At 70.0% G+C, this 23,989-nt stretch carries 17 protein-coding genes and 1 tRNA gene; 7 read left to right on the forward strand and 11 right to left on the reverse strand.

Going from position 1 to position 23,989, the window contains the following annotated elements:
• The first annotated feature begins 94 nt into the window (after positions 1-94).
• Positions 95-565 carry a PaaI family thioesterase gene (locus F0L17_RS05400; RefSeq protein WP_155070180.1) on the forward strand — a complete coding sequence of 157 codons (471 nt, stop codon included), beginning with the start codon at positions 95-97 and terminating at the stop codon, positions 563-565.
• 113 nt (positions 566-678) lie between these two features.
• On the forward strand, positions 679-1,572 hold the full coding sequence (locus F0L17_RS05405) for a trypsin-like serine protease (RefSeq protein WP_338017960.1): 894 nt from the start codon (positions 679-681) through the stop codon (positions 1,570-1,572).
• 36 nt (positions 1,573-1,608) lie between these two features.
• Here the strand turns inward: F0L17_RS05405 and F0L17_RS05410 are convergent, their stop codons facing one another.
• From F0L17_RS05410 to F0L17_RS05435, 6 genes are all read right to left on the reverse strand, one after another.
• Complete coding sequence (locus F0L17_RS05410; protein ID WP_162465833.1) at positions 1,609-2,376, reverse strand: ATP-binding cassette domain-containing protein; 768 nt, start codon at positions 2,374-2,376, stop codon at positions 1,609-1,611.
• Entirely contained in the window at positions 2,373-3,311 is a 939-nt protein-coding gene (locus tag F0L17_RS05415; protein ID WP_162465834.1) for an ATP-binding cassette domain-containing protein, read from the reverse strand. Before F0L17_RS05415 ends, F0L17_RS05410 begins: the two co-directional genes overlap by 4 nt.
• Positions 3,308-4,699, reverse strand: a complete 1,392-nt coding sequence (locus F0L17_RS05420; RefSeq protein WP_155070181.1) for a branched-chain amino acid ABC transporter permease — start codon at positions 4,697-4,699, stop codon at positions 3,308-3,310. The genes F0L17_RS05415 and F0L17_RS05420 overlap by 4 nt, the downstream gene beginning before the upstream one ends.
• On the reverse strand, positions 4,696-5,619 hold the full coding sequence (locus F0L17_RS05425) for a branched-chain amino acid ABC transporter permease (RefSeq protein ID WP_155070182.1): 924 nt from the start codon (positions 5,617-5,619) through the stop codon (positions 4,696-4,698). Before F0L17_RS05425 ends, F0L17_RS05420 begins: the two co-directional genes overlap by 4 nt.
• 172 nt (positions 5,620-5,791) lie before the next feature.
• The gene (locus F0L17_RS05430) at positions 5,792-6,952 is read right to left on the reverse strand and encodes an ABC transporter substrate-binding protein (protein WP_162465835.1); all 1,161 of its coding nucleotides are present in this window, start codon (positions 6,950-6,952) and stop codon (positions 5,792-5,794) included.
• Between the two features lie 412 nt (positions 6,953-7,364).
• Positions 7,365-8,021, reverse strand: a complete 657-nt coding sequence (locus F0L17_RS05435; protein WP_162466740.1) for a response regulator — start codon at positions 8,019-8,021, stop codon at positions 7,365-7,367.
• Between the two features lie 123 nt (positions 8,022-8,144).
• Here F0L17_RS05435 and F0L17_RS05440 point away from each other — a divergent pair.
• Positions 8,145-8,219, forward strand: a tRNA-Leu gene (locus F0L17_RS05440).
• A 555-nt stretch (positions 8,220-8,774) separates the two neighbouring features.
• Here the strand turns inward: F0L17_RS05440 and pyk are convergent.
• Positions 8,775-10,208 (reverse strand): pyruvate kinase, encoded by a 1,434-nt coding sequence (pyk, locus tag F0L17_RS05445; protein ID WP_155070183.1) that lies wholly within the window; start codon positions 10,206-10,208, stop codon positions 8,775-8,777.
• A 528-nt stretch (positions 10,209-10,736) separates the two neighbouring features.
• Here pyk and F0L17_RS05450 point away from each other — a divergent pair.
• From F0L17_RS05450 to F0L17_RS05460, 3 genes are read left to right on the forward strand one after another with little or no spacing between them, the layout of a single operon-like run.
• The gene (locus tag F0L17_RS05450) at positions 10,737-11,186 is read left to right on the forward strand and encodes a hypothetical protein (RefSeq protein ID WP_155070184.1); all 450 of its coding nucleotides are present in this window, start codon (positions 10,737-10,739) and stop codon (positions 11,184-11,186) included.
• 27 nt (positions 11,187-11,213) lie between these two features.
• Positions 11,214-13,514 (forward strand): DUF6571 family protein, encoded by a 2,301-nt coding sequence (locus F0L17_RS05455; protein ID WP_155070185.1) that lies wholly within the window; start codon positions 11,214-11,216, stop codon positions 13,512-13,514.
• A gap of 38 nt (positions 13,515-13,552) precedes the next feature.
• Positions 13,553-14,044 carry a hypothetical protein gene (locus F0L17_RS05460; protein WP_155070186.1) on the forward strand — a complete coding sequence of 164 codons (492 nt, stop codon included), beginning with the start codon at positions 13,553-13,555 and terminating at the stop codon, positions 14,042-14,044.
• 56 nt (positions 14,045-14,100) lie between these two features.
• Here F0L17_RS05460 and pepN read toward each other — a convergent pair whose 3' ends face one another.
• Both pepN and F0L17_RS05470 read right to left on the reverse strand, forming a co-directional pair.
• The gene (pepN, locus tag F0L17_RS05465) at positions 14,101-16,626 is read right to left on the reverse strand and encodes an aminopeptidase N (RefSeq protein WP_155070187.1); all 2,526 of its coding nucleotides are present in this window, start codon (positions 16,624-16,626) and stop codon (positions 14,101-14,103) included.
• 82 nt (positions 16,627-16,708) lie between these two features.
• Positions 16,709-17,041, reverse strand: a complete 333-nt coding sequence (locus F0L17_RS05470; RefSeq protein WP_155070188.1) for a chorismate mutase — start codon at positions 17,039-17,041, stop codon at positions 16,709-16,711.
• Between the two features lie 97 nt (positions 17,042-17,138).
• Here F0L17_RS05470 and F0L17_RS05475 point away from each other — a divergent pair, with 97 nt between their 5' ends.
• Entirely contained in the window at positions 17,139-17,609 is a 471-nt protein-coding gene (locus F0L17_RS05475) for a PPOX class F420-dependent oxidoreductase (RefSeq protein WP_155070189.1), read from the forward strand.
• Between the two features lie 157 nt (positions 17,610-17,766).
• Here the strand turns inward: F0L17_RS05475 and F0L17_RS05480 are convergent, their stop codons facing one another.
• Positions 17,767-19,230 carry a glutamate synthase subunit beta gene (locus F0L17_RS05480; RefSeq protein ID WP_155070190.1) on the reverse strand — a complete coding sequence of 488 codons (1,464 nt, stop codon included), beginning with the start codon at positions 19,228-19,230 and terminating at the stop codon, positions 17,767-17,769.
• Complete coding sequence (gene gltB / locus F0L17_RS05485) at positions 19,223-23,794, reverse strand: glutamate synthase large subunit (RefSeq protein ID WP_155070191.1); 4,572 nt, start codon at positions 23,792-23,794, stop codon at positions 19,223-19,225. The genes F0L17_RS05480 and gltB overlap by 8 nt, the downstream gene beginning before the upstream one ends.
• Positions 23,795-23,989: the final 195 nt, after the last annotated feature.

The following is a 23,989-nucleotide window of genomic DNA, read 5'->3' on the forward strand; positions in this document are numbered from 1 at the left end:
TCCTCTGGTAAGCAAGACGCCGTAGAGCACAACCATCCCCACCGGAGCGGCGCCGTCGGCGCCGCTCCCGGCACGACGATCGGAGCCGTGAGCCATGGGCGAGCCGACCAGCACCACGTTCCCGCAGGAGATCATCGACCAGTGGTCCGGGTCCGGCGTGGACCTGCCCTCCCTGTTCTCCGCCGGGAACCTCGGCCGCCGCATGGGTCTGGAGATCCTCCACGCGTCCCCGGAGAAGGTCGTCGGCACCCTGCCCGTCGAGGGCAACACCCAGCCCTACGGGCTGCTGCACGGAGGCGCCTCCGCCGTCCTGGCCGAGACCCTCGGCTCCGTCGGCGCCATGCTCCACGGCGGACCGGGCAGGATCGCCGTCGGCGTGGACCTCAACTGCACCCACCACCGAGGCCTGAGCTCCGGCACCGTCACCGGGACCGCCACCGCCGTCCACCGCGGCCGCACCACCGCCACCTACGAGATCGCCGTCACCGACGAGCGGGGCCGACGCGTGTGCTCCGCCCGCCTCACCTGCCTGCTGCGCGACGCGCCCGAGGGCGCCCGCGGCTGATCCGGGCCCCGCGCGGAATTTCCCGCTCCCAAGGGTGTTCCGGCCGGTCCCCGGTGCGTTTCAATACCGGCCCGGGCCGCCACCGGGGCGGCCAGAACCGAAAGGGCACCGACGTGCGGGCCATACGCCTGACACCCACCCAAAGGCGCGCCGCGGTCACCGCCGCGGCCGCGGCCGCCCTCGCACTGGCCGCCGCGGCACCCGCCACGGCGATCAGCTCCTACAACTCCGCCCCCGCTCCCGAACGGACCGAGGTCGGAGCGCTGGTGGTCTCCTACGACCACGACGAGGACCCCGCCACACCCGAGCGGGTCGACTGGGTCTGCTCCGGCACGATGATCGACCGCGACACCTTCCTCACCGCCGCCCACTGCACCACCGGCTGGCCGACCGGCACCGACTTCCACGTCTCCCTCGACCAGGACGTGCAGGCCGCTCTCGATGCCGCCGCCGAGGAGCACCCCGGCGACTCCGGCGCCGTCGCCGCGGCCGTCGCCGTGGAGGGCACCGTGCACGACCACCCGGACTACCCCGGCCCCTCCTCCGACACCCACGACATCGCCGTCGTCGAGGTTCCCGCCGACGAGATGGCGCGGCGCTGGGACTTCACCCCGGCCACCCTGCCCACCGCCGGGCAGCTCGACGCCCTGGGCTCCACCGCGCTGGACGACACCGACTTCACCGTCGTCGGCTACGGCACCCAGGAGGCCCACCGCGGCCCCGGCGGACACACCCACCCGGGCGGCGGCGTGCGCATGAAGGCGCCCACGAGCTTCAACGCCCTCAACAAGGCGTGGGTGCGGGTGTCCATGATCGGCGCCCAGGACAACGGCGGTGCCTGCTACGGCGACTCCGGCGGCCCCAACTTCGCCGAGATCGGCGGCGAACGCCTCCTGGTGGGCACCACCATCACCGGCGACTCCCCCTGCTACGCCACGAACGTCGCCTACCGGCTCGACAGCCCCGGCGCCCGCGCCTTCCTGGCCCCGTACACCGACCTGCCCTGAGCGGCACCGCCGCGGGTGGGAGTCGGGCGCGGGCCGCTACGCGGCGCCCTCGCCCAGGTAGGCCGCCCGGACCCGAGGGTCGGACAGCAGCTCGGACGCCTCGCCCTCCATGGCCACCGAACCGGTCTCCAGCACGTAGCCGCGGTTCGCCAACTGGAGCGCCTGCGCGGCGTTCTGCTCCACCAGCAGCACCGTGGTGCCCTGCTCGTTGATCTCCTTCACGATGTCGAAGATCTGCTGCACGATCAGCGGCGCCAATCCCATCGACGGCTCGTCCAGCAGCAGCAGCTCCGGCTTGCCCATCAGGGCCCGGCCGATCGCCAACATCTGCTGCTCACCGCCGGAGAGCGTCCCGCCCAACTGGCTCTTGCGCTCCCCCAGCCGCGGGAAGAGGGTGAACACCCGGTCTAGGTCGGCCTTGTCCACCGAAGCGAACCGGTACGCCCCCATCCTGAGGTTCTCCAGGACCGTCATCCGCGGGAAGACCCCGCGTCCCTCGGGGACGTGGCCGATCCCGAACCGCACCAGGTCGTGCGGCTTGATGCCGTCGACCCGCTCCCCGTGCAACAGCACCTGGCCCTCGCGCGGGGCGATCATCCCCGACGCCGTCCGCAACGTGGTCGACTTGCCCGCGCCGTTGGCGCCCAGCAACGCGACCACCTCACCGCGGCGGACCGTCAGATCGACCCCCTTGAGCGCCTCGATCGCGCCGTAGAACACCCGCAGGCCGCGGAGTTCCAGCAGCACCGGGGCGGACTGCTCGCCGCCGGCCGATTCCTTCTCCAGCTGCGTGGTGACGCTCACTCGTGCTCCTTGGTGTCCTGCGTCCGCGCCTTCGGGACCTCGCCGTCCGGGTCCGAGGGTCCCGAGGGAACCGCCGTGTCCGACGGGGTCGCCTCCGCGGCCTCGTCCACGACCCCCAGGTACGCCTCGATCACCGCCGGATCCCGCTGCACCTCCGCCGGGGACCCCTCCGCGATCTTCCTGCCGAAGTTCAGCACCATCACCCGGTCGGCCACCGACATCACCAGCCGCATGTCGTGCTCGATCAGCAGCACGCTCACGCCCAGCTCGGTGTTGATCCGCCGGATCAGCTCCTCCAGCTCCAGCTTCTCCGTCGGGTTGGTGCCCGCCGCCGGCTCGTCCAGCAGCAGCACCTCCGGGTCGGTCGCCAGCGCCCGCGCGATCTCCAGCCGCCGCTGGTCGCCGTAGCTCAACGACCCCGCCAGCTCGTTCATCTTCTTCAGCAGGCCCACGAACGACAGCACCTCGTGCGCCCTGCGGTCACTGGTCCGCTCGGCCCTCCGGGCGCCGGGCAGCCCCAGCATGATCGACACCGGATCGGCCTTCAGCCGCGTCTCCGCCGCGATCTTCACGTTCTCCAGCGCCGTCAGCGCCCCGAACAACCGGATGTTCTGGAACGTGCGCGCCAGGCCCAACCGGCTCACCACGTGCGGCTTGGCGCCCAGCAGCAGATGCTCGCCACCACCCCGCGGGCGGTAGGTGATCCGCCCCTCCTGCGGGACGTACGCGCCGGTCAACGAGTTGAACAGCGACGTCTTGCCCGCTCCGTTGGGGCCGATCACCGCCAGCACCTCGCCGCGCCGCATCCGCAGCTCGACCCCGTCCAGGCTGGTCAGGCCGCCGAACCGCAGCGTCACGCCCGACGTCTCCAACACCAGGTCCCCGGCCGCGTCCCGCGCCGGAGCCCGGTCCGTCTTCGTCGCCTCGGTGGTCACCGCTGTCCGCCTTCCGCCGGACCGGTCGCGTCGGCGTCGCCGACCCCCGCCTCCGCCATCGAAAGCTCACGCTTGCGGCGACGGGAGGGCCACACGCCCTGCGGCCGGTAGATCATCATGATGACGAGGAGAGCGCCCAGGTACATGTAGCGGTCCTTGGGATCCACCCAGTCCCGCAGGTACTCCGGCAACCACACCAGGAACGCGGCGCCGAACAGCACACCGGGAATCGACCCCATCCCACCGAAGATCACGTAGGCGAGCACCAGGACCGACAGCAGGATCGCGAAGTTCTCCGGGTTGAAGTAGCCGGCCTTGCTGGCGTACGCCACGCCCGCCACCCCGGAGGTCGACGCGCCGATCGCGAACGCCATCAGCTTGTACCGCACCGTGTTCACGCCCGTGGCCGCCGCGGCCACCTCGTCCTCGCGGATCGCGGTCCAGGCCCGGCCCACCTTGGAGTGCTCCAGCCGCAGGAACAGGAAGATCGCCAGCACGATGAACCCGATCAGCAGCCAGTAGTACGGCATCGGGTCCAGCCTCCACTCGTACGAGAAGAAGCCCAGGTCGATGCTGAACCGCTCGACCTTCACGCCCCGCGTGCCCTCCGTGACGCCGTCGGCGTTCTTCGCCACCAGGTAGACGATCTCGTGGAAACCCAGCGTCACGATCGCCAGGTAGTCGCCGCGCAACCGCAGTGTCGGCGCGCCCAGGATCACTCCCGCCACCAGACAGGTGGCCACCGCGATCGGCAGCACCAGGAAGTTGTTGAGCACCACCGGCGGCTGCACCGGCAGCGCGCCCGTCCAGTACGCCGCGCTGTAGGCACCGATCGCGAAGAACGCGATGAAGCCCAAATCCAGCAGGCCCGCCCAGCCGATCACCACGTTCAGGCCGATCGCCAACAGCACGAAGATCGCGATCTGGTCCACCAGCACCTGCTGCCAGTACCGCTCCACGCCCAGCGGCCCGAACGCCACCAGCGCCAGCAGCAGCACCGGCGCACCCAGGCGCACCCGGCGGTCCGTCTCCCACAGGTGCCGCGCCTTCCCCAACGGACTCGCGGCGGCCCCCCTGGCCCTCGTCACCGCGTGGGAGGTCTGCTCCCCCAGGAACTCCCGCACCGCCCAGACGGCCACCGCGGCGGCCACCCAGATCCACAGCGCCGGGCCGGTGAAGTCCTCCCGCAGCGCGAAGAACAGGTCCTGGGTGGTGCCCTCCTCGCCCGTCATCAGCGCCAGGGTCACCGCGACCGCCAGCACCGCGCCCAGCCGACGCCACCGCGGTCGCTGGTACCAGCTCACCTTCCGCAGCCGCGCCGCCGACGCCAACACGTCCGAGGCGCCCCGCGAAGTCCCCGCCGGCGGGGCCGAGGTCTTCGTGCTCATGCCGTCCTCCCCAGACGCTCGCCGAGAATGCCGGTCGGACGGACCATCAGCACCAGCACCAGCACCACGAAGGCCCCCACGTAGCGCCAGTCGTCACCCCACAGACCGACCGTCATGGTCTCCACCACACCCAGCAGCAGGCCGCCGAGCATCGCACCGCGCACATTGCCGATGCCTCCCAGCACCGCCGCGGCGAACGCCGTGATGCCGGGCAGGAAACCCATCGTGTACCACACCTGGCTGTTGGTGCCGAAGAGGAAACCGGCCGCGCCGCCGAGCAGACCGCCCAGCACGAACGTCCGGGACACCACCTTGTCGATGTCCACGCCCATCAACGACGCGACATCCGGATCCTGCGCCACCGCGCGGATGCCCGATCCCATCTTCGTGCGGTTCACCACGTAGTCCAGGCCGATCATCATCACGACCGCCGACACCAGGATCAGCACCTGCGTGATGGTCAACTCCGCGCCGAAGACGCTCAGCACCCTCTTGTTCTCGTACATCGTCGGCATCGGCAGCGGATTGCGGCCGAACAGCTTGCCCGCCAGGTTGTACAGGAAGAACGAGGCGCCGATGGCGGTGATCAGGAACACCAGGCGCGGCGCGCCCCGCCTGCGCAGCGGCCGGTACGCCACCCGTTCCAGTCCGAAGGCCACCGCACCCCCCAACGCGGCACCCGCCACCATGCCGATCAGGACGTAGACGACCGAACCCGTTCCGGAGGGCGTCGTCTCGGGTATCAGAGCGGTCAGGGCCAACAGGCCGCCGTAACCGCCGAACATGAAGACCTCGCTGTGCGCGAAGTTCAGAAGCTGGAGCACGCCGTAGACCAGCGTGTAGCCGATGGCGATGACGGCGTAGAGACTGCCGAGCACCACCCCTAGGACGAGGAAGTCCCAGAACTCACTGAGGGACATCGAACTGTCTTCCTTGTGGAAATGTGCCGCCCGGCCGTGCGTTCGGCACCGGCGAGGAGCGGCTCGGAGATCACGGGGGCGGACACCCCGAACACGGACGTCCGCCGGGTGTCGCACCGGCCGGCGCGGGAGCCCCGCCCCCGCGCCGACCGGCCGGAAGCGCCGGCCGGGCTCAGCCCACCAGCTCGTCGATGCCGCCCTGGTACTCGATGCCCTCGCCCTTGACCTCGTACAGGTAGATGGCCTGGTTGGTGAACTCGCCCTTGTCGTCGAAGGAGAACTCCTTCGTCAGGCCCTTGTACTTCGCGCCGCGCAGCGCGTCCACCAGCGCCTGGCGCTCGACACCGCCCTCGGCGTGCAGCTTCTTCATCTGCTCGATGATCATCATCGTGGCGTCGTAGGACTCGGCCGAGTAGGTGCCCGGAGCCTGCTTGAACTCCTTCTCGTAGTCGGCGGCGAACTTCTTCGTCGCCTCCTCCTTCGTGGCGTCCGTGCACGCGCAGGTCAGCAGCCAACCGTCGGACGCGTCACCCGCCAGATCGATGAACTGCGCGTCGTTGGTCCCGTCACCCGACATCGTCACGCCGTCGAAGCCCGCCTCCTCCAGCTTCCTGGCGAACGGGCCGGCGTCCTGGTAGTAGCCGGCGTAGATCATGGCGTCCGGCTTGTTCTTCACGACGTTCTTCGCCGCTGCGCTGTAGTCCGGGGTCTTCTGCGGCACGCTCTGGCGCACCACGTCCACGCCCGCCGCCTTCAGGTCCTTCTCCGCGACGTCCGCCAGGCCGATGCCGTAGTCGGTCTTGTCGTCGACCACCACGACCTTGTCGGCCTTGACCTTCTGGGACAGGTACTTCGCCATGCCGGAGCCCTGGGCGCTGTCGTTCGGCACCGCGCGCAGGAACGTCTTGTACCCCTTGGTGGTCAGGTCCGCGCGCGTCGCCGAGGGGGACAGCGCCACCAGGCCCGCGGCGCCGAACATCTCGGCGGCGGTGTCCGCCGGCCCCGAGAACGCCGGGCCGATCACCGCGACGACGCTCTCGTCGTCGATCGCCTTCTGCGCGGCGGTCGTCGCCTTGTCCGGCAGACCCTGGTCGTCGACCGACACGTACTCGACCTCGAAATCGAGGTCGCCCGAGGCCTTCGCCTGGTCGATCGCCAGCTTGATACCGTTCTCCATGTTCTGGCCGAGCTGGACGTTGTCACCGGAGAGCGGGCCCTGGAAGGCGATTTTGTAAGCGCCGTCGCTTCCGCTGTCCCCCCCGCCGCATCCGGTGAGCGCGAGCGCACCGATGGCCATGGGAACGGCCAGCTTGACGATGGTCTTGTTGAGCACCTGGAACCCCCTGGAGCCAGCTCAGATCACGACGATCGCCGTATCGTCCCGGCGTCGCGATCCGCACGTACGTACGTGCGGTGTGGCCCGGAATCTATTGCCCAAGGGGGCTGGCCAAACAGGTGAGAGCGGCAGATGTGATCTCCCTGTGACCTGCGCCATGTGCCGGAAACAGAACACTCCTTACCGGAGATCGGACAGAAAGGGAAAGATCATCAAAGGCCGGGCCGGCCGAATTCCGACTCCTCCGCCGAAGTCCCCACTCCCACCGACCTCGTGACGGCAGCGCACCCGGACGCCACCGCGCCGCCACGTCCCCGCCCCTCCCCAAAGGACACCCCCCGTCCGGCCGCACGGCCGCGATACACCGACGCCCCGGCCCCGGGAGGGGCCGGGGCGGGAACGCCCGGCGTCACTTCCGCTGCTGTTGCCTCTTCTCCTCCGCGTCCTGGATCACGGCCTCCGCCACCTGCCTCATCGACAGCCGCCGGTCCATCGAGGTCTTCTGGATCCACCGGAACGCCGCCGGCTCCGACAGCCCGTACTGCGTCTGCAACAGCCCCTTGGCCCGGTCCACCAGCTTGCGCGTCTCCAGCCGCTGCGCCAGGTCCGCGACCTCCTGCGTCAGCACCCTCATCTCGTTGAACCGCGACACCGCCATCTCGATGGCGGGCACGACGTCGCTCTTGCTGAACGGCTTCACCAGGTACGCCATCGCCCCCGCGTCCCGCGCCCGCTCCACCAGTTCGCGCTGCGAGAACGCCGTCAGCATCAACACCGGCGCGATCGCCTCCTCGGCGATCCTCTCCGCCGCCGAGATGCCGTCGAGCACCGGCATCTTCACGTCCATGATCACCAGATCCGGGCGGTGCTCCCGCGCCAGGTCGACGGCGGTCTGCCCGTCCCCGGCCTCACCGACGACGGTGTAGCCCTCCTCCTCCAGCATCTCCTTGAGGTCCAGACGGATCAGCGCCTCGTCCTCGGCGATGACGACCCGCGTCGTCTCCGGCGGCACGTGCGCGCGCTCGCCGGCGCCGTCGTCGACGTCTTCGACGCTGTCGGGGCTGATGGGCTCGGGGGTGTCCGCGGTGCTCACTGGGCTCCTCGTTTTCCGGCCAGGTGGACCACATGAGCCTACCTAGTTCCTGTAAGGTGTACCTACGTCGGGATGGCCTGGCCTTCGATTCCCATGGCCCCGGTAGCCCAATTGGCAGCAGGCAATGGATTCAAAACCCATACAGTGTCGGTTCGAGTCCGACCCGGGGCACTTTCCCTTCGTTTCCAAGGTCGCGAGCGACCTCGGGAATCCCGCCGGTCAGGGGTAACCACCCCCCCTGCGCCGCTCCGTGCGGGCACCGCTCCGTACACACCCGCGAGCATGTACGGCCTCGACGCCCGCGGGCACGTAACCCACACTCGTCGGCCGGGGACGCGGCCTCGACTCGGTGACGGCCGCACCGGCCCTCGTCCACGGCGCACAGGCCCTCACCCGCTGATCGCCTGCGCCGACGCCCGGCCCGGCCCGATCGACACGTGCCGTGATGCGACCACCGCCGTCCCGCCGGCCGCGACGCCCACCGTGTACCGGCACAGGACTGTGTGACGTTCGCCTCCCGCGGCACGCCCCGGGCGGGGAACACGAGCGGCGCGTCGTCCCGGCCCCCTGGCAGCGGCAGGTCGTCGACGAACATCCGTGGGCGCCGGTCCGGGGTCCGGTCCGCTCCGACGGCTGCCGGATCACCGAAGGAGGCCCCGGCCGCCGTTGGCGCGGGACGGCGGCCGGGGCCTCCGGCTCGTGGGGTCGGCCCGGTGGGGCGACGGATCAGCGTCCGGGGTCGCTCTCGCCGATGTGGTGGACGCGGACCATGTTGGTGGTGCCGGGGACTCCCGGCGGGGAGCCCGCGGTGACGATCACCTTGTCGCCCTCGCGGCAGCGGCCGATCCGCAACAGGTGCTCGTCGACCTGTCGGACCATCTCGTCGGTGGTCCGCACGGTGGGCCCGAGGAAGGTCTCCACACCCCAGGTCAGGTTGAGCCTGGCGCGGGTGGCCGGGTCGGGGGTGAAGGCGAGGACGGGGATGGGCGAGCGGTAGCGGGAGAGCCTGCGGACGGTGTCGCCGGACTGAGTGAAGGCGACGAGGAACCTGGCGCCGAGGAAGTCGCCCATCTCGGCGGCGGCGCGGGCGACGGCGCCGCCCTGGGTGCGGGGCTTACCGCCCTCGGTGAGTGGGGACAGCCCCTTGGCGAGCATGTTCTCCTCGGCGGCCACGACGATGCGGCTCATGGTCCTGACCGTCTCGACGGGGTACTTGCCGACACTGGTCTCGCCGGAGAGCATCACGGCGTCGGTGCCGTCCATGACGGCGTTGGCGACGTCGGACACCTCGGCGCGGGTGGGCCTGGAGGAGTCGACCATCGAGTCGAGCATCTGGGTGGCGACGATCACGGGTTTGGCGTTGCGTCGGGCGAGTTCGACGGCGCGTTTCTGCACCATCGGGACGGCCTCCAGGGGCATCTCGACGCCGAGGTCGCCGCGGGCGACCATGAGGCCGTCGAAGGCGGCGACGATGTCGTGGAGGTTCCGCACCGCCTGGGGCTTCTCGATCTTGGCTATGACGGGGAGCCGGCGTTCCTCCTCCTTCATGACGCGGTGGACGTCGGCGATGTCGTGTCCACCGCGCACGAAGGAGAGAGCCACGACGTCCACGCCGGTGCGCAGCGCCCAGCGCAGGTCGTCGACGTCCTTGTCGGAGAGGGCGGGCACGGAGACGGCGACGCCGGGGAGGTTCAGGCCCTTGTGGTCGGAGACCATGCCGCCTTCGACGACCTTGGTGCGGACGCGGGGACCGTCGACGGCGGTGACCTCCAGGGCGACGCGCCCGTCGTCGACGAGGATCGCCTCTCCGGGGGAGACGTCCTCGGCGAGACCCTCGTAGGTGGTGCCGCAGTGCTCGCGGTCGCCCTCGACGTCCTCGGTGGTGATGGTGAACTCGTCGCCGCGTTCGAGGAGTACGGGGCCTTCGCGGAATCGTCCGAGTCGGATCTTCGGGCCTTGAAGGTCGGCGAGGATGCCGACGCTGCGTCCGGTCTCCTCCGCCGCGCGGCGCACCCGGTGGTACCTCTCCTCGTGTTCGGCGTGGCTGCCGTGGCTGAGGTTGAGGCGTGCGACGTCCATTCCGGCTTCGACGAGCGCCCTGATCTGCTCGTACGAGTCGGTGGCGGGTCCGAGTGTGCAGACGATTTTGGCGCGGCGCATGGCAGTGACCTTATGACTTACCTGTGGGTAGGGAACTGTGGGGAGACAACTGTTCAACAAGCGTTTCTCATAAGGCCGTCGACAACCAGTGAAATGGGCGCGGTATTGCTCGGATGAGCATTCGCGTCGTGTCGAGCGACAGAGGACGGACGTGCGTTCCGGGGAGTTCCGAAGTCGTCCGCGCGCATTACCGCCGTGCGACATTTCGCGACTCCTCACCGGGGTTCGCCCCGGGCCGTACCGCGACCACCGGGGCGGACGACGACCGGTCCGTGCCGGCGGTGAACGACCGCCGGGCGAACGGGGGGACCGCCCCGGCGCGGTCCGCCTCGGTGGACCGGCGGCCGGTGCGCGAGGAAGTCCCGGTCCTCCGACCGACCGGACCGACTCCCGCGGTGGGCCCCGGGCGGTTCCGTGGCGACGGTCCGGGGCCGGATGTTCCTCCCGCCCCCGGGCCGTCACGCACGCGACGACTCCACACTGTTATCGTCCGGTCACCGAGCCGGTCCGAAGAGTCATGGGGGATGCATGTCGTTCGACGAGGAATGGGCCACTCTGGTGGCCAGGGCTTCGGAGCAGGGCGGCGTACGGACACAGCCGAACAGCGCCGGCCCCGGTGGGGACGGTGGACGGCACGACCTGTCGACCAGCCAGGACGAGCTGGGCGCCATCGGGCACGACGCCTACGTGTTGTTCGGACGGTTACGGAAGGACGGCGACATCGCCCGCGAGTCCAGCGACACCGCCTCCGTCACCCTGAAGAACGCCGACTTCACCCTGGGCGAAGAACTCGGTCTCACCATCGGCGTGTGGAACTCCCAGCTCAAGACGTTGCTGCAGTCCTGCGCGCACATCTCCAACCACCTCGATTACAGCGCGAAGTCCTACGCCCGGCAGGACAAGGAGATCGAGGCCCGGATGCGGCACCGCGACGGCTCGGCCATGTCGGTGTCCGAGATCGAGCGGTACTACAGGTGACGGGCGGAGAACCGGGGGAACAGCGTCATGGCCAAGTTGACCTTCAGCGATCTGTACGGCGTCTCCTTCTCCACCCTGGCGGCGGCGGTCTCGGACTGGGAATCGATGGTCACCAAGCTGGAGACGCTGGCGGACGACGCCCGCACCGGCATGGCGGCCAAGGCCGACAAGGCGGAGTGGAGCGGTGAGAACGCGGAGGTCACCAAGCCGTTCGTCCACAAGACCGCCAAGGAGTTCGACGACGCGGCAGCCCAGGCCAAGAGCGTCAAGAACATCCTCAAGGACGCGCACGCCGACCTGAAGGCCGTCCAGTCCGACCTGAAGAAAGAGGTCGAGGAAGGGCGCAAGCAGGGGATCCGGGTGGTGGACAGCGGTGACGGAACCGTACGGTGCGCTTTCGACCGTCAGCCGGACAACAGCCCTCCCTCCGAGGAGCAACGGCGAGCCGGGGAGGACTTGGCGGCTCGGATCGACCGGTTGATCGTGCGGGCGGCGGAGATCGACGACCTGGCCGCGCGGGCTTTGAAGAGGGTGCACGGCGGTGACACCCACAACTTCGGGCACGCCACCTACACGTCGTTCGACGAGGTCGAGGCCGAACGGGCCCTTGAGCTGGCGAAGCTGGGCCCGAAGATGTCCGCCGACCAGTACCGTGAGTTCAACGATCTGATGACCTTCAACGCCCGGGACCCGGAGTTCTCCACCTCCTTCTACAAGGGCCTGGGCGGCCCCGAGGAGGCCCTGCGCTTCTACGGCCGCATGTCGCTCGACGGCACGCTGGGTGACGGGGAGGAGAACAAGGAACGTCTGGCACTGTCCCGTGAACTCCAGCGGAACATGGGCATCGCGCTGGCCACAGCCACCGATCCGGACAACAGGACGCATCTGCCGGCCGGTTGGGGTGACGAGTTCCGCAAGCTCGGCACCCAACAGATCGAGCTGGAACCGGGAGCGTTCGGTCGGCAGCCGTACGGATACCAGGTCCTCGGCGGAATGCTGCGGTACGGGAACTACGACGCGGACTTCCTCACCCCGATCGCGGAACACGTCACCCAGCTCCACCACGAGGAACCCATGCGGTTCATGTCGAACAAGCCGGTGGGCACGGGGGACCTGGACCTCGGCTACAACCCGTCCGGCAAGGGCGGTGCCGGCTACGACCCGTTGACGAGCGTCCTGGAGGCGCTGGGGCACAGCCCGGAGGCGTTGGAGAAGTTCTTCACCGGCGAACCGACGGTGTACCGGGAAGACGGCACGGTGAACCCGGACAAGAAAGCGGAGCTGGGCTACACATACAAGGAAGAACTCCTCAAGAAGGACTTCCCCTGGCCACCGGACACCCTGGCGATGCCGGGCCTGGAGGGCTCGGAAGACGCCTTCAAGCACGGCCCCAACGCGCTCGGTCACGCGTTGGAGGCCGCGGCCACCGGGCGCGCGTACGACAGCGACTCGACGGAACCGATCGAGCACACGGCGGAGCGTGCGGAGTTCGTCGAGTACCTGGTGTCGCACTTCGGCGAGAACCCCGACCTGATCCGCCACAACGAGAACGGGGAGGCGAAGGACCTGAAGTCCGGCCCGCTCCACGTGCTACGGGACAGTCTCGGCAACATCACCGCCGAGTACATGGGCGACTTCCAACGCGTGATGTACGGGGACGATCCGTCGGACCGTTTCCCGATCAACGGCGTACCGGCGGTCTTCGAGAACAGCAGTCATGTGATGCGGTTCCTCGGCGAGGTGGGACAGGACCCGAACGCCTACGCCACGGTCACCGGTGCCCAGCAGGCGTACACGACGCTGATGGTGGATCGGACCATCAACGAGGAAACGCAGTCGACGGTTTCCCTGGAACAGCGGGTCAGCAACGCGGTCGCCCCCGGCGCCGTGATGGCGGGGATCATGAGCGAGGCCCGCGCCGACGCCGTCCACGACTACAACACTGCGGTGGTCAAGGACTTCAACGAGGCCGCAGCGGAAAAGGGAAAGTGGGTCACCCGCACCGTCGAACTGGGGACTTCCCTCATTCCGCAGCGTGTCCCCGTAGTGGGCGAGGTCGCCAACTGGCTGGCAGAGGACATCACCGAAAGCGTGGTGAAGAGCGCCGAGAGAGACGTCATCGATATCGGAGAAGATGGAAGCCGGGATTACACCAAAGGGCGTGACGCAGCCATCGACGCAGCCAAGGAGGCCGTCGCGCGCGCAACGAGAGACCATCCGAACATCAACCCCGAAACCATCAGAGACATTCAGGAGGAAGTTCGCACCCAGACGGGAAACAGCCACAGCGAAGGGGTAAATTTGAGATCTTCCGGTGATGCCTCGTGAGCATGGGAAACATTCGAAGGATCGGTTTTTTCGCTCCCGTGGCCTCCCTGCTGCTGACAGTAGCAGCGTGCGGGGAGGCCCAGGAAAAACGAGAGTACGCCATTCCGAGTTCTCTGTGCGATGTGGACGTGAAGCCGGCTACACTCTCCCCTTTCCTGCCCCCCGGCAAGGACATAACCCTGACCGAAGAGGGAACGGACGATTTCAGGAAAACATGCAGCGTGTCGGTCAACGGCAATGTGATATTCGAGGTGAAGCGGGAGTGGTGGGAAGAAGGATGGTCAACTCGACGCTTCGCCACCGTACACGCCTATGTGAAACCTGATCACCAGACGCCCGACGAGAATTATGTCTACTCGGACAGGAGTGGACTCGGCGTGGTGCGCTGCAGCCCCGAAGAAGATGACCAGGACTTGTTCATTGTGGCCAAAGCAGATGAGAACACGGCTGACGCGGAAGCCATGAGGAAGTTCCTCGCCGAGTACCACGCTTCCTTGGCAGGGCACGCCCCTTGCGACGAAGTGGAGTGACTCGGCACCGGTGTGGGCGAGACCACCTACAAACGGTCTCGCCCACACCGGTGCCGTCAGTGCGCCTCGCGGACGCGCAGGGCGCGGGCGAGGTCGTCGAGCGCGTCGGTCAGGCCACGGCGCAGGGCTGCGGTGAGGTCGGGGGCGGCCAGGCACCTCTCCCCCGCCGTCAGGGTGTCGGGGTCGGTGAAGGGCCGGGGGAAGCCGTAGTGGGTCAGGGCCTGGGCGACGGCCTCTCCTCGACGGGCGGCGAGGGCGGGGGCCTGTTCGAAGTAGCGGGGAACGTAGTCGCGCAGCAGGTCGCGCTGCTCGGGGTGCCAGAAGCCCTGGAGGGTGGCGACGAGTCCGTAGGTGGAGAGGGTGTCGGCCTCGTCGAACACGGCCTGCCAGGCGGCTTCCTTGGCCTCGGGGTCGGGCAGGGCGGCGCGGCAGCGGGCGGCCCCCTCGGTGCCGGTGGCGCTGGGGTCGGCGTCGAGGGCGGTGTCGATGTCGTCGGGTCCGGCGGCGCCGAGGGCGGCCAGCCGGTGCAGCAGCCGCCACCGCAGTTCGTGGTCGAGGGGTTGTTCGCCGGGAAGGGTCTCGGTGTCCCACCAGGCGCGGAGCTCACGGGGGTCGGTGGTGCTGTCGATCAGGGTGCGCACGGCGGTCAGTCGCGCGCCTCCCCCGCCGTCCCGCCCGCCGCTGGGGGTGTTCTCCAGGAGGGCGCGGGCGGTGTGGGTGATGGTCTCCAGGGCGGCCGTGCGCCGCTGCGGTGCGAGGTAGCGGTCGGCGAGTTCGTTGCGGGCGAAGCCGAGGACGCCGGCGGCGATGGCGTTGTCGGTTTCGTGGGGCAGGTTGTCGCGGGCGGTGTCCAGGTATTCGGCGGGCGGGAGCTCGCCGTCGCGGACCGTGTCGCGCAGCGCGTTCCAGACGGTGGCGCGGGCGATCGGGGTGGGCAGGGCGGACAGGTGGTGCCGTGCGGTCCGTCGGGAGGTCTCGTCGAGGCGGATCTTGGCGTAGGTCAGGTCGCGATCGTTGAGGAGGACGAGGTCGGGGCGGGGGCCGTCGGCGGTGAGGGTGTGCCGGTCGTCGTCGGCGGCCACGTCGATCTCCAGGGGGTCGCGTGGCACGAGGGCCCCGCTTCCGTCGGCGGCCAGGTCGTAGGGGGTGACGGCGATGCGGTGAGGACGGTTGCCGGTGTGGGTGATCTCCAGATTCCAGCGGTGGGCGTCCTCGTCGGTGGTGTTCCGGTGGGCGAGGGTGTCGACGCCGGTGGTGCGCAGCCAGCGGTCGGCCCAGGCGTGGACGTCGCGGCCGGAGGCGCGGGTGAGGGAGTCGACGAAGTCGGCGAGGGTGGCGTTGCCGAAGCGGTGGCGGGCGAAGTGGTCGTTGACGCCGGCGAGGAAGGCCTTCTCGCCGAGCCAGGTGACGAGTTGACGCAGGGCGGAGGCGCCCTTGGCGTAGGAGATGCCGTCGAAGTTGAGCAGGGCCGTGGCGGTGTCGGGCACCGCGTCGGGTTCGGGGGCGACGGGGTGGGTGGAGGGCCGCTGGTCGGCGTCGTAGCCCCACGACTTGCGGTTGACGGCGAAGTCGGTCCAGGTGTCGGTGAAGCGGGTGGCGTCGGCGAGGACCTGGAAGCCCATGTACTCGGCGAAGGACTCGTTGAGCCAGATGTCGTCCCACCAGCGCAGGGTGACGAGGTCTCCGAACCACATGTGGGCCATCTCGTGGGCGATGACCATGCCGCGGGACTGGCGCTGGGTTTCGGTGACGGCGGAACGGTGGATGAACTCGTCCCGGAGGGTGACCAGTCCGGGGTTCTCCATGGCTCCGGCGTTGAACTCGGGGACGAACGCCTGGTCGTAGGAGTCGAAGGGGTAGGGCTCGTCGAAGATCCGGTGGTAGCGGTCGAAGCAGGCGCGGGTGATGTCGAGGATTTCGGTGGCGTCGGTGTCGAGGTGGGGCGCGAGGGAACGCCGCACGTGGAGGCCGAAGGGGATGCCGGCGTGTTCGGTGCGCACCGTGTGCCAGGGGCCCGCGGCGACGGCGACGAAGTAGGTGCTCAGCGGCGGTGTGGTGGCGCACTTCCAGCGGCCGGGGGCGCCGTCGACGCGCTGGGCGGTGCCGTTGCCCAGGACGGTCCACTCCTCGGGCGCGGTGACGGTGACGGTGAAGGGGGCCTTGAGGTCGGGCTGGTCGAAGGCGGCGAAGACCCGGGGTGCCTCGGTCTGGAAGCACATGGTGTAGAGGTAGGTGCGACCGTCGGCGGGGTCGGTGAAGCGGTGCATGCCCTCGCCGGTGCGTGAGTAGGCCATGTCGGCCTCGACGCGCAGTTCGTGGTCGCCCGCGGTCAGTCCGGTCAGGGGGAGCCGTCCCTCGGCGAGGGCGGCGGTGTCGAGGTCGTGTCCGTCGAGGACGGCCCGGTGGAGGGTGTGGGGCCGTACCTCGACGAAGGTGTCGCCGGCTTCGCGGGTGGTGAAGCGGACGGTGGTGGTGGAGCCGAAGACCTCCTCGCCGCGGGTCAGGTCGAGGTCGATCGTGTACTGCCGGACGTCGAGGAGGTGGGCGCGGGTGTGCGCCTCGGCGCGGGTGAGTGCTGGCATGGCGCTCATGCTGCCGCAGCCGTCGGGCGGCGCGCACGGGGGTTCGCCGTGGGCGTGGGGCGGCGGGGCGCGGTCGGTGGTGTCACCGCGTCGGTTGCCCGCCGTTCCGGGTGTCCTCGGCGATCCGTTCGTGGTGGCGGATGACCTCGGCCACGATGAAGTTCAGCAGTTTCTCGGCGAAGGCGGGGTCGAGTTTGGCGCTCTCGGCGAGGTGGCGCAGTCGGGCGATCTGCTGGGCCTCGCGGGCGGGGTCGGCGGGGGGCAGGGCGTGTTCGGCCTTGAGGCGGCCGACCTGTTGGGTGCACTTGAAGCGCTCGGCGAGCATGTGCACCACGGCCGCGTCGATGTTGTCGATGCTGTCGCGCAGTCGGGTGAGTTCGGCGCGCACGGCCGGATCGATCTCGCTGTCGGTCATGGTCGTCGACCCTATGTCCCGGGGGGTGGGCGTCGCGCCGCGCGGGCCCGGCGTACGGGGTGCGGGGTGGAGCACGCTCCGGGCCTAGGCTCGGGGCATGAGTCCTTCCATCGCGACCAATACCCGTGTCGACCTCGACACTTTGCTGGAGTTCGTGCGTCCTCGCCATCGGGCGCTCCTGCTGACCCGCCGCGCCGACGGTTCCCCACAGGGGTCGCCGGTGACGTGCGGGGTGGACGGCGAGGGGCGGATCGTGGTCTCGACGTACCCGGAGCGGGCCAAGGTCCGCAACGCCCGACGCGACCCGTCCGTCGGTGTGATCGTGCTGTCGGACGACTGGAACGGGCCGTGGGTGCAGGTGGACGGCACGGCGGAGGTGCTGGACGTGCCGGAGTCCGTGGAACCGCTGGTGGAGTACTACCGGTCGGTCGCGGGTGAGCATCCGGACTGGGACGAGTACCGGGAGGCGATGGTGCGGCAGGGGAAGTCGCTGCTGCGGATCACGCCGGTGCGGTGGGGACCGGTGGCGACGGGTGGTTTCCCGGCACGGTTGGCGGAGGGTTCCTGAGCGAGCCCTCCGGCCGGACGTGTCGGTTTTCGGCCGGGGCCGGGTGTGACGCGGCGCCGGCCCCCGGTCGGGGAGGGGGCCGGCGCCGCGGGTCGTCCCGTCGGGCCCGCGGAGGTGGTGCCGCGCGGGCCCGACGGGTGGCCGGGGTGGGTGGCCGTCAGACCGCCAGGGCGCGGTCGGTGGGCCGGATGGGGGCGGGCAGGGAGCTGTCGCCGGTGAGGTAGCGGTCCACGGCGCGGGCCGCGGAGCGGCCTTCGGCGATGGCCCACACGATCAGCGACTGACCGCGGCCGGCGTCGCCGGCGACGAAGACGCCGTCGACGTTGGTGGCGTAGTCGCCGTCGCGTGCGACGTTGCCGCGCGCGTCCAGTTCCAGGCCGAACTGGTCGACCAGACCGTTGGTCCTGTCGATGCCGGTGAAGCCCATGGCGAGGGTGACGAGCTGGGCGGGGATCTTCCTCTCGGTGCCGGGCTTGGGCTCCAACTTCCCGTCCTTGAACTCGACCTCGACCAGGTGCAGGGCCTGCACGTTGCCGTCCTCGTCGCCCTCGAAGTGGGTGGTGGAGACGGAGTAGATCCGCTCGCCGCCCTCCTCGTGCGCGGAGGTGACCTTGTAGAGCATGGGGAAGGTCGGCCACGGCTGGGTCACCGGGTCCCGCTCCTCGTTCGGCCGGGGCATGATCTCCAGCTGGGTGACGGAGAGGGCGCCCTGGCGGTGGGCGGTGCCGACGCAGTCGGCGCCGGTGTCGCCGCCGCCGATGACGACGACGTGCTTGCCCTCGGCCGTGATCGGGGGAGCGACGTAGTCGCCCTCCTGGACCTTGTTGGCCAGCGGCAGGTACTCCATCGCCTGGTGGACGCCGTTCAGCTCGCGGCCGGGGACGGGCAGGTCCCGGGCGGTGGTGGAACCGGCGGCGATGACGACCGCGTCGTAGCGCTTGCGCAGGTCGGCGGCGTCGATGTCGCGGCCGATCTCGACACCGGTGCGGAACTTGGTGCCCTCGGCGCGCATCTGCTCGATGCGGCGGTTGATGTGCCGCTTCTCCATCTTGAACTCGGGGATGCCGTAGCGCAGCAGTCCGCCGATGCGGTCGGCCCGCTCGTAGACGGCGACCGTGTGGCCGGCGCGGGTGAGCTGCTGGGCGGCGGCCAGGCCGGCGGGGCCGGAGCCGATGACGGCGACGGTCTTGCCCGACAGCCGCTCGGGCGGCTGCGGGGTGACGTTCCCGGCCTCCCAGGCCTTGTCGATGATGGAGACCTCGACGTTCTTGATGGTCACCGGCGGCTGGCTGATGCCCAGCACGCACGCGGACTCGCAGGGGGCGGGGCAGAGCCGGCCGGTGAACTCGGGGAAGTTGTTGGTGGCGTGCAGCCGTTCGCTGGCGGCCTGCCAGTCACCCCGGTAGGCGTAGTCGTTCCACTCGGGGATGAGGTTCCCCAGCGGGCAGCCGTTGTGGCAGAACGGGATGCCGCAGTCCATGCAGCGTCCGGCCTGCTTGCCGATGATCGGCAGCAGGGAGCCGGGGACGTAGACCTCGTTCCAGTCCTTGACGCGCTCGGGCACGGGGCGGGTCTTGGCGACCTCGCGATCGGTGGTCAGGAAGCCCTTGGGGTCAGCCATTGGTCGCCGCCTCCATCATCTTCTCGTGGGTCTCGGCCTGGGACAGTCCGGCTCGCTCGGCGGCGTCCTTGGCGGCGAGCACTGCCTTGTACGTGGTCGGCATGATCTTGCTGAAGCGGCCGACGGCGCCGTCCCAATCGGCGAGCAGCGCCTCGGCGACGGTGGATCCGGTCTCCTCGTGGTGGCGGCGCACGATGTCGTGGAGCCGCTGCCGGTCGGTGTCGTCCAGGGGTTCGACGGCGCCGGCGACGTCGGGGTTGACGCCGGCGGGGTCGAGGTCGACGACGTACGCGGTGCCGCCGGACATGCCGGCGCCGAAGTTGCGTCCCGTCGGGCCGAGGACGACGGCGGTGCCGCCGGTCATGTACTCGCACCCGTGGTCGCCCACGCCCTCGGAGACGACCAGCGCGCCGGAGTTGCGGACGCAGAAGCGTTCGCCGACGCTGCCGCGCAGGAACATCTCGCCGCCGGTGGCGCCGTAGGCGAGGGTGTTGCCGGCGATGGTGGAGTACTCGGCCAGGTGCTTCGCGCTCCGGTCGGGTCGGACGACGATGCGTCCGCCCGACAGGCCCTTGCCGACGTAGTCGTTGGCGTCGCCCTCCAGGCGGAGGGTGATGCCGCGCGGCAGGAAGGCGCCGAAGGACTGGCCGGCGGAGCCGGTGAAGGTGATGTCGATGGTGTCGTCGGGCAGGCCCGCGCCGCCGAACTTCCGGGTCACCTCGTGTCCGAGCATGGTGCCCACGGTCCGGTTGACGTTGCGGATGGGGACCTGGGCGCGGACCGGTTGGGCGGCCTCGGCGGTGTCGGCCGACAGGGCGTCGGCGGCGAGCTTGACGAGCTGGTTGTCCAGGGCCTTCTCCAGGCCGTGGTCCTGGGCGACCACCTGGTGGCGGGCCGCGCCCTCGGGCAGCTCGGGCACGTGCAGCAGCGGTGCCAGGTCCAGGCCCTGGGCCTTCCAGTGGTCCACCGCGCGGTCGACGTCGAGCACCTCGGCGTGGCCGATGGCCTCGTCCAGGGTGCGGAAGCCCAGCTCGGCGAGGATTTCGCGGACCTCCTCGGCGATGAACTCGAAGAAGTTCACGACGAACTCGGCCTTGCCGTTGTAGCGCTCGCGCAGCACGGGGTTCTGGGTGGCGATGCCCACCGGGCAGGTGTCCAGGTGGCACACGCGCATCATCACGCAGCCCGAGACGACCAGGGGCGCGGTGGCGAAGCCGTACTCCTCGGCGCCGAGGAGGGCGGCGATGACCACGTCGCGGCCGGTCTTGAGCTGACCGTCGGTCTGGACGACGATCCGGTCGCGCAGTCCGTTGAGCAGCAGGGTCTGCTGGGTCTCGGCCAGGCCGAGCTCCCAGGGCCCGCCCGCGTGCTTGAGGGAGGTGAGCGGGGAGGCGCCGGTGCCGCCGTCGTGGCCGGAGATCAGCACGACGTCGGCGTGGGCCTTGGAGACGCCCGCCGCGACCGTGCCGACGCCGACCTCGGAGACCAGCTTGACGTGGATCCGCGCCTGGGGGTTGGCGTTCTTCAGGTCGTGGATGAGCTGGGCGAGGTCCTCGATGGAGTAGATGTCGTGGTGCGGCGGCGGGGAGATCAGGCCGACGCCGGGGGTGGAGTGGCGGGTCTTGGCCACCCAGGGGTAGACCTTGGGTCCGGGGAGCTGACCGCCCTCGCCGGGCTTGGCGCCCTGGGCCATCTTGATCTGGATGTCGTCGGAGTTGACCAGGTACTCGCTGGTGACGCCGAAGCGGCCGGAGGCGACCTGCTTGATGGCCGAGCGGCGGGCGGGGTCGTACAGCCGCTCGGGGTCCTCGCCGCCCTCGCCGGTGTTGGACTTCGCCCCCAGTCGGTTCATGGCGATGGCGAGGGTCTCGTGGGCCTCCTGGGAGATGGAGCCGTAGGACATGGCTCCGGTGGAGAACCGCTTGACGATCTCGGAGACGGGCTCGACCTCGTCGATGGGGATCGAGGGTCGGTCGGAGGCGAAGCCGAAGAGGCCGCGCAGCGTCATCAGGCGCTCGGACTGCTCGTCGACGCGCTTGGTGTACTGCTTGAAGATGTCGTAGCGGCGGGTGCGGGTGGAGTGCTGGAGGCGGAAGACCGTCTCGGGGTCGAACAGGTGGGGTTCGCCCTCGCGGCGCCACTGGTACTCGCCGCCGATCTCCAGGTCGCGGTGGGCCGGGGCGATGCCGGAGGCCGGGTAGGCCTTGGCGTGGCGGGCGGCGACCTCCTTGGCGATGACGTCCAGGCCCGCGCCGCCGATCTTGGTGGCGGTGCCGTGGAAGTAGGTGTCGACGAACTCCTGGTCCAGGCCGACGGCCTCGAAGACCTGGGCGCCGCGGTAGGAGGCGACGGTGGAGATGCCCATCTTGGACATCACCTTCAGCACGCCCTTGCCGAGCGCCTTGATGAGGTTGCGGATGGCCGCCTCGGGCTCCGTGCCGGCGGGCAGGAAGGTGCCGGCGCGGGCCAGGTCCTCGACGGACTCCATGGCCAGGTAGGGGTTGACGGCGGCGGCGCCGTAGCCGATGAGCAGGGCGACGTGGTGGACCTCGCGGACGTCCCCGGCCTCGACCAGCAGGCCCACCTGGGTGCGCTGCTTGGTGCGGATGAGGTGGTGGTGGACGGCGGAGGTGAGCAGCAGCGACGGGATCGGCGCGTGCTCGGCGTCGGAGTGCCGGTCGGACAGGACGATCAGCCGGGCGCCGTCGGCGATGGCGGTGTCGGCCTCGGCGCAGATCTCCTCGATCCGGGCGGCCAGGGCCTCGCCGCCGCCGGCGACGCGGTAGAGGCCGGAGAGGGTGACGGCCGTCATCCCCGGCATGTCACCGTCGGCGTTGATGTGGACGAGCTTGGCCAGCTCGTCGTTGTCGATCACCGGGAAGGGCAGGGTCACGCTGCGGCAGGAGGCCGCGGTGGGCTCCAGCAGGTTGCCCTGGGGGCCGAGGGAGGAGATCAGGGAGGTGACGAGCTCCTCCCGGATGGCGTCCAGCGGCGGGTTGGTGACCTGCGCGAACAGTTGGGTGAAGTAGTCGAAGATCAACCGCGGACGGTCGGAGAGCGCGGCGATGGGCGAGTCGGTGCCCATGGAGCCGATGGGCTCGGCGCCGGTGCGGGCCATCGGGGCGACCAGGACGCGCAGCTCCTCCTCGGTGTAGCCGAAGGTCTGCTGGCGGCGGGTGACCGAGGCGTGGGTGTGGACGACGTGCTCGCGCTCGGGCAGGTCGCCCAGTTCGATGATCCCGGCGTCGAGCCACTCCTGGTAGGGGTGCTCGGCGGCGAGGGAGGCCTTGATCTCGTCGTCCTCGATGATCCGGTGCTCGGCGGTGTCCACCAGGAACATGCGGCCGGGCTGGAGGCGGCCCTTGCGGACGACCCGGTCCTGGTCGATGTCGAGGACGCCGACCTCGGAGGAGAGGACGACCAGGCCGTCGTCGGTGACCCAGTAGCGGCCCGGACGCAGACCGTTGCGGTCCAGGACGGCGCCGACCTGGGTGCCGTCGGTGAAGGTGACGCAGGCCGGTCCGTCCCAGGGCTCCATCATCGTGGAGTGGTACTGGTAGAAGGCGCGTCGGGCCGGGTCCATGGAGGGGTGGTTCTCCCACGCCTCGGGGACCATCATCAGCACGGAGTGGGGCAGCGAGCGGCCGCCGAGGTGGAGCAGCTCCAGGACCTCGTCGAAGGAGGCGGAGTCGGAGGCGTCCGGGGTGCAGACGGGGAAGATCCGCGCCAGGTCCTTGCCGTCCCGGCTGTCGCCGAAGAGGTCGGAGACCAGTTGGGACTCGCGGGCGCGCATCCAGTTGCGGTTGCCGCGCACGGTGTTGATCTCGCCGTTGTGGGCGACGAAGCGGTAGGGGTGGGCCAGCGGCCAGGAGGGGAAGGTGTTGGTGGAGAACCGCGAGTGGACCAGCGCGATGGCGGTGGCGAAACGGCGGTCGGACAGGTCGGGGAAGAAGGGTTCCAGCTGTCCGGTGGTCAGCATCCCCTTGTAGACGATCGTCCGCGCGGACAGCGAGGGGAAGTAGGTGCCGGCCTCGCGCTCGGCGCGCTTGCGCAGCACGAACGCCTTGCGGTCCAGGGCGAGGCCGCTGTTGACCCCGTCGGCGACGAAGATCTGGCGGAAGGCGGGCATGGTGGCGCGCGCGCCGTTGCCCAGCAGGTCGGGGGCGACGGGGACCTCGCGCCATCCCAGGACGGTGAGGCCCTCGTCGGCGGCGATCGTCTCGATGCGGGAGACGGCCTCGGCGCGCTCCGTTCCGTCGGTGGGGAGGAAGGCGGTGCCCACGGCGTACGAGCCCGCCTCGGGGAGGTCGAGGTCGGCCACCTCGCGGAAGAAGGCGTCCGGGATCTGGACCAGGATGCCCGCGCCGTCGCCGGAGTCCGCCTCGGCGCCGGTGGCGCCGCGGTGTTCCAGGTTCCGCAGGATGGTCAGGGCCTGTTCCACGAGCCGGTGGCTCGCCTCGCCGGTGAGGGTGGCCACGAAGCCGACGCCGCAGGCGTCGTGCTCATCGCGCGGGTCGTACATTCCCTGCTTGGCAGGGTGGGCCGTCAGGGGCGCAGCACGCATCGGCTCTCCCGTCGTCATCGTGGCTGGTGTGTCCCCGGCCGGGGCCTGGGGGACGGTGCCGAGGGACGACGTTGGCCCTCTGCTTGCTGAACAAATTTTCGTGCAGGTTACATGATGGGGCTTTTCCCGAGGGGCGGACACCCGGGTCCATCATGCGGACGCTGCCGTGGGAGTCGAGGTGGTCGTACGGCGCGT

It is taken from the genome of Streptomyces taklimakanensis, from assembly GCF_009709575.1.
GTDB lineage: Bacteria > Actinomycetota > Actinomycetes > Streptomycetales > Streptomycetaceae > Streptomyces > Streptomyces taklimakanensis.

Coding starts and splice junctions, on each gene's coding strand:
- F0L17_RS05400 (WP_155070180.1), top strand. CDS start 95: ATGGGCGAGCCGACCAGCACCACGTTCCCGCAGGAGATCATCGACCAG.
- F0L17_RS05425 (WP_155070182.1), bottom strand. CDS start 5,619: ATGTCCCTCAGTGAGTTCTGGGACTTCCTCGTCCTAGGGGTGGTGCTC.
- pepN (WP_155070187.1), bottom strand. CDS start 16,626: ATGCCAGCACTCACCCGCGCCGAGGCGCACACCCGCGCCCACCTCCTC.
- gltB (WP_155070191.1), bottom strand. CDS start 23,794: ATGCGTGCTGCGCCCCTGACGGCCCACCCTGCCAAGCAGGGAATGTAC.
- F0L17_RS05470 (WP_155070188.1), bottom strand. CDS start 17,041: ATGACCGACAGCGAGATCGATCCGGCCGTGCGCGCCGAACTCACCCGA.
- F0L17_RS05420 (WP_155070181.1), bottom strand. CDS start 4,699: ATGAGCACGAAGACCTCGGCCCCGCCGGCGGGGACTTCGCGGGGCGCC.
- F0L17_RS05475 (WP_155070189.1), top strand. CDS start 17,139: ATGAGTCCTTCCATCGCGACCAATACCCGTGTCGACCTCGACACTTTG.
- F0L17_RS05450 (WP_155070184.1), top strand. CDS start 10,737: ATGTCGTTCGACGAGGAATGGGCCACTCTGGTGGCCAGGGCTTCGGAG.
- F0L17_RS05455 (WP_155070185.1), top strand. CDS start 11,214: ATGGCCAAGTTGACCTTCAGCGATCTGTACGGCGTCTCCTTCTCCACC.
- pyk (WP_155070183.1), bottom strand. CDS start 10,208: ATGCGCCGCGCCAAAATCGTCTGCACACTCGGACCCGCCACCGACTCG.
- F0L17_RS05480 (WP_155070190.1), bottom strand. CDS start 19,230: ATGGCTGACCCCAAGGGCTTCCTGACCACCGATCGCGAGGTCGCCAAG.